Source organism: Collinsella aerofaciens (assembly GCF_028209885.1).
GTDB classification, from domain to species: domain Bacteria; phylum Actinomycetota; class Coriobacteriia; order Coriobacteriales; family Coriobacteriaceae; genus Collinsella; species Collinsella aerofaciens_BA.
This window is the reverse complement of sequence record NZ_JAQLEM010000060.1, coordinates 1-5,345: the sequence shown is the minus strand read 5'-3', so window position 1 is coordinate 5,345 and position 5,345 is coordinate 1. Positions and strand designations below refer to the sequence as shown.

The 5,345-nt window shown below is 63.5% G+C and carries 3 rRNA genes; all 3 read right to left on the bottom strand.

The window, feature by feature from the left end:
* Window positions 1-20: 20 nt before the first annotated feature.
* Window positions 21-136: ribosomal RNA gene (rrf, locus tag PMX21_RS09835) — 5S ribosomal RNA — on the bottom strand.
* Between the two features lie 147 nt (window positions 137-283).
* A 23S ribosomal RNA gene (locus PMX21_RS09830) occupies window positions 284-3,259 on the bottom strand.
* 399 nt (window positions 3,260-3,658) lie between these two features.
* A 16S ribosomal RNA gene (locus PMX21_RS09825) occupies window positions 3,659-5,164 on the bottom strand.
* The 16S, 23S and 5S rRNA genes sit together here, the layout of an rRNA operon.
* Between the last annotated feature and the right edge of the window lie 181 nt (window positions 5,165-5,345).

The window sequence follows — 5,345 nt, the reverse complement described above, 5'->3', positions numbered from 1 at the left end:
ACGGCTCGGTGCCGTCCACCGGTCAGCGGCGCCCTGGCCTCCCACGGGCTGACCCCGCAGTACTCTCGGCGCGATGGGGCTTAGCTTCCGGGTTCGGAACGGGACCGGGCGTGCCCCCCATGCTCTGGCCGCTGACCGGTGGGCGGCGCCCACCGTTACGGTGTCCTGGGTCTCACTCTACACGTGCCCTGGGGGCCGCATGGCGCATAGGGGAGATGACTCGGGGGCATCCTCGTGCCCGGACCGCGCAAGAGCGCTGGGTCCCGCGGGCCGCGAGGTGCGGTTCCGGAAGAGCTCGGGCGATTAGTGCGGCTCGGCTGAGGCTGTCGCCAGCCTTGCACCTGCCGTCTATCGACCAGGTAGTCTACCTGGGCCCTTACCGGAAGGAGAACTAATCCCTGGAACGGCTTCCCGCTTAGATGCCTTCAGCGGTTATCCGCGCCGCACGCGGCTACCCGGCCGTGCCGTTGGTCGACAACCGGTTCACCGGAGGTGCGTCCACCCCGGTCCTCTCGTACTGGGGGCAGCCTCCATCGATTCTCCTGCGCCCACGGAGGATAGGGACCGAACTGTCTCACGACGTTCTGAACCCAGCTCGCGTACCGCTTTAAACGGCGAACAGCCGTACCCTTGGGACCTGCTCCAGCCCCAGGATGCGATGAGCCGACATCGAGGTGCCAAACCTTGCCGTCGATGTGGACTCTTGGGCAAGATCAGCCTGTTATCCCCGGAGTACCTTTTATCCGTTGAGCGACGGCCCACCCACTCGGGGCCGCCGGATCACTAGAGCCTGCTTTCGCACCTGCTCGGCTTGTGGGCCTCGCAGTCAAGCCCGCTTGTACTCTTGCATTCAAAAGGACGGTTGCCGACCGTCCCGAGCGGACCTTCGCGCGCCTCCGTTACCCTTTAGGAGGCGACCGCCCCAGTCAAACTGCCCGCCTGGCACGGTCCCCGAGCCGGTTGACGGCCTCGGGTTAGGACGCCGGTCGCGCGAGGGCAGTATTCCAAGGGCGGCTCCCCGGGGGCTGGCGCCTCCGGATCGATGCCTCCTGCCTATCCTCTACACGCGGGACCAGCGGCCAATGCCAAGCTGCAGTGAAGGTTCACGGGGTCTTTCCGTCCTTCCGCGGGTAAGTCGCATCTTCACGACCAGTGCAATTTCACCGGGTCCATGGTCGAGACAGCGCCCAAGTCGTTGCGCCTTTCGTGCAGGTCGGAACTTACCCGACAAGGAATTTCGCTACCTTAGGACCGTTATAGTTACGGCCGCCGTTTACCGGGGCTTGGCTTCGGGGCTTCGCCGAAATGGCTAACTCCTCCGCGTGACCTTCCGGCACCGGGCAGGCGTCAGACCCTATACGTCGCCTTGCGGCTTCTGCAGAGTCCTGTGTTTTTGGTAAACAGTCGCTTGGGCCTCTCCACTGCGGCCCGCCTCCGCTCCCCGGGCAAGCCGGTTCACGTACGCGCGGGCACCCCTTCTCCCGAAGTTACGGGGCCATTGTGCCGAGTTCCTTGACCATGGTTGACCCGATCGCCTCGGTATGTTCTACCCACCCACCTGTGTCGGTTTGCGGTACGGGCGCGCACGCGCCTGCCTAGGGGTTTTTCTAGGGACCTCGGGCTCACTCGCTTCGCTCAATCGCTTCGTCCGGAGCCTCGCCCTCAATGCGGACCGGATTTCCCTGGTCCGCGGGCCGCGCTCCATCACGGGGACGTCCAGAACCCCGCCGAGCCACCCCCATCCGTCGCCCCGTCGGTCGTAGCGCCGCGTGCGCGGTGCAGGAATGTCTGCCTGCTGCGCGTCGGCTACGCCTCCCGGCCTCGCCTTAGCCCCCGACTGACCCTGGGAGGATTAGCCTTGCCCAGGAAACCTCGGGTTCACGGCGGACGAGTTACTCTCTCGTCTCTCGCTACTCATGCCAGCATTCTCACTCCCATGCGCTCCACCGTCGGTCGCCCTCCGGCTTCTCCGCCCATGGGAAGCTCCCCTACCGATTCTAATGAATTAAAATCCCGCCGCTTCGGTGTCCAGCTTAGCCCCGTGTATTGTCGGCGCATGTCCACTCGACCAGTGAGCTGTTACGCACTCTTTGAATGGATGGCTGCTTCTAAGCCAACATCCTGGTTGTCTGGGCGGACGCACATCCTTTGCCACTCGGCTGGAACTTGGGGACCTTAGCGGGCGGTCCGGGCTGTTTCCCTCTCGAGCACACAGCTTAGCCCACATGCTCTGACTGCCGCGCTCTGGGCCGCCGGCATTCGGAGTTCGGTTGGATTCGGTAGGCGGCGAAGCCCCCTCGTCCATCCGGTGCTCTACCTCCGGCGGTGAACGCGCGACGCTAGCCCTAAAGCTATTTCGGGGAGAACGAGATATCTCCGGGTTTGATTGGCCTTTCACCCCTATCCGCAGGTCATCGCCGCCGTTTTCAACCGACGTGCGTTCGGCCCTCCACGGGGTCTTACCCCCGCTTCAGCCTGCCCACGGATAGCTCACCCGGCTTCGCGTCCGCGGCGCGGGACTCAAGTCGCCCTGTTAAGGCTCGCTTTCGCTCCGGCTCCCTTTCGGTTAACCTCGCCCCGCGCCAGCGACTCGCTGGCTCATTCTACAAAAGGCACGCCGTCACACCATAAAGGTGCTCCGACTGCTCGTGGGCGCACGGTTTCAGGTACTGTTTCACTCCCCTCCCGGGGTGCTTTTCACCTTTCCCTCACGGTACTGGTGCGCTATCGGTCACAGGGTAGTACTCAGGCTTGGATGGTGGTCCACCCAGGTTCGGACCGGGTTTCACGTGCCCGGCCCTACTCAGGGACCGCGTCGCGCCGTCCGGTCTGGGTTCGCGTACGGGGCTGTCACCCGCTGCGGCCGGCCCTCCCATGCCGTTCCGCTCCCCAGCCGGACCTGCGCCCGGGGGCGGCAGCCCCCGGATGCGCGGCCCTGCAACCCCGTCGGCGGAACCCCTGCCGGGTATGCCCGCTCGACGGTTTGGCCATCGGTCCCCTTTCGCTCGCCGCTACTCGGGGAGTCTCGAGATTGATTTCCTCTCCTCCGGGTACTTAGATGTTTCAGTTCCCCGGGTTGTCCTCCCCGGCCCTATGTGTTCGGGCCGGGGATATGCACACTGCTGTGCATGGGTTCGCCCATTCGGAGACCCCCGGGTCGAAGGATGTGTGCTCCTCGCCGGGGATTATCGCAGCTTGCCGCGTCCTTCATCGGCTCCCTGTGCCAAGGCATCCGCCGTGCGCCCGTGGTATCTTGCGGGACCGCACTCGGGCCCGCGGGATATCCACGTGTCGCTAAAGTTAATTAATCGATATCATGAATAGCGCTCGTATGTCGCAATTCGGGTATCTCATACCGCGGCACAGTAGTTGAACTGTGCTCGCGATCAGATGCTCCTCACTCATATATAAGTGAATTCTTCTTGTTTGGATCGGATGAATGATTGCTATCATTCTGTCTGATAAATCGCAGAAAAGAATCGAGTCTGGAAGAAATTGATCTTCCATCTCTCTCCTATCGCTATGCGGCTCTCAAGGTACGCGGGTGCGACCCCGGGGACCGGGTGCTGCGGGGACTTCCTCCGGGCGACATCTACCGGACGGGCTCCTGCCCTCCATTCGAGTTAAGTTGATCTCTCTAGAAGATTTATCTCCCTAGAAAGGAGGTGATCCAGCCGCACCTTCCGGTACGGCTACCTTGTTACGACTTCACCCCCCTCACCCTCCACACCTTCGGCGCCTCCCCCCTTGCGGTTGGGCCGGCGACTTCGGGTGCAGACGACTCGGGTGGTGTGACGGGCGGTGTGTACAAGGCCCGGGAACGCATTCACCGCGGCATGCTGATCCGCGATTACTAGCAACTCCGACTTCATGGGGGCGGGTTGCAGCCCCCAATCCGAACTGGGGCCGGCTTTCCGGGATCCGCTCCCCCTCGCGGGGTGGCATCCCTCTGTACCGGCCATTGTAGCACGTGTGCAGCCCAGGGCATAAGGGGCATGATGACTTGACGTCGTCCCCGCCCTCCTCCGCCTTGACGGCGGCGGTCCCGCGTGGGTTCCCGGCATCACCCGATGGCAACACGCGGCGGGGGTTGCGCTCGTTGCGGGACTTAACCCAACATCTCACGACACGAGCTGACGACAGCCATGCACCACCTGTATGGGCTCCTCTCGGCCACGGGGTCTCCCCCGCTTCACCCATATGTCAAGCCCTGGTAAGGTTCTTCGCGTTGCTTCGAATTAAGCCACATGCTCCGCTGCTTGTGCGGGCCCCCGTCAATTCCTTTGAGTTTTAGCCTTGCGGCCGTACTCCCCAGGCGGGACGCTTAATGCGTTGGCTGCGGCACGGGGGGATCGTCCCCCCACACCTAGCGTCCATCGTTTACGGCTGGGACTACCAGGGTATCTAATCCTGTTCGCTCCCCCAGCTTTCGCGCCTCAGCGTCGGTCTCGGCCCAGAGGGCCGCCTTCGCCACCGGTGTTCCACCCGATATCTGCGCATTCCACCGCTACACCGGGTGTTCCACCCTCCCCTACCGGACCCAAGCCGCGGAGGTTCCGGGGGCTTCGGGGGGTTGAGCCCCCCGCTTCGACCCCCGGCCTGCCGGGCCGCCTACGCGCGCTTTACGCCCAATGAATCCGGATAACGCTCGCCCCCTACGTATTACCGCGGCTGCTGGCACGTAGTTAGCCGGGGCTTCTTCTGCAGGTACAGTCTTGACTCTTCCCTGCTGAAAGCGGTTTACGACCCGAAGGCCTCCGTCCCGCACGCGGCGTCGCTGCGTCAGGGTTCCCCCCATTGCGCAAGATTCCCCACTGCTGCCTCCCGTAGGAGTCTGGGCCGTGTCTCAGTCCCAATCTGGCCGGTCGGTCTCTCAACCCGGCTACCCGTTGTCGGCACGGTGGGCCGTCACCCCGCCGTCTACCTGATGGGCCGCGGAGCCATCCCCTCCCGTCGGGGCTTTAGCCCGGGCGCCATGCGGCGCCCGGGGGTATCCGGTATTACCCGTCCTTTCGGGCGGCTATCCCGGGGGAGGGGGCAGGTTCTCCACGTGTTACTCAGCCGTTCGCCACTCGCTTCCCTCCGAGGAGGGGTGCCGTTCGACTTGCATGTGTTAGGCGCGCCGCCAGCGTTCATCCTGAGCCAGGATCGAACTCTCCGTCCAAAATATATGGGCTTCGAGCCCGTCCGGTCCTCTCAGTCATTCGCTGATCGGTTCCGTTCGATTCATATGGTTCTATTAGATAGGAAAAGGAATTTCTCGGGGCCGCCTCTCGGCGGCCTTGCGAAAAACAAATCCAAGTTAGACCATTTCAAATGGTTCGATGTCTGCCCGGATGCGACAC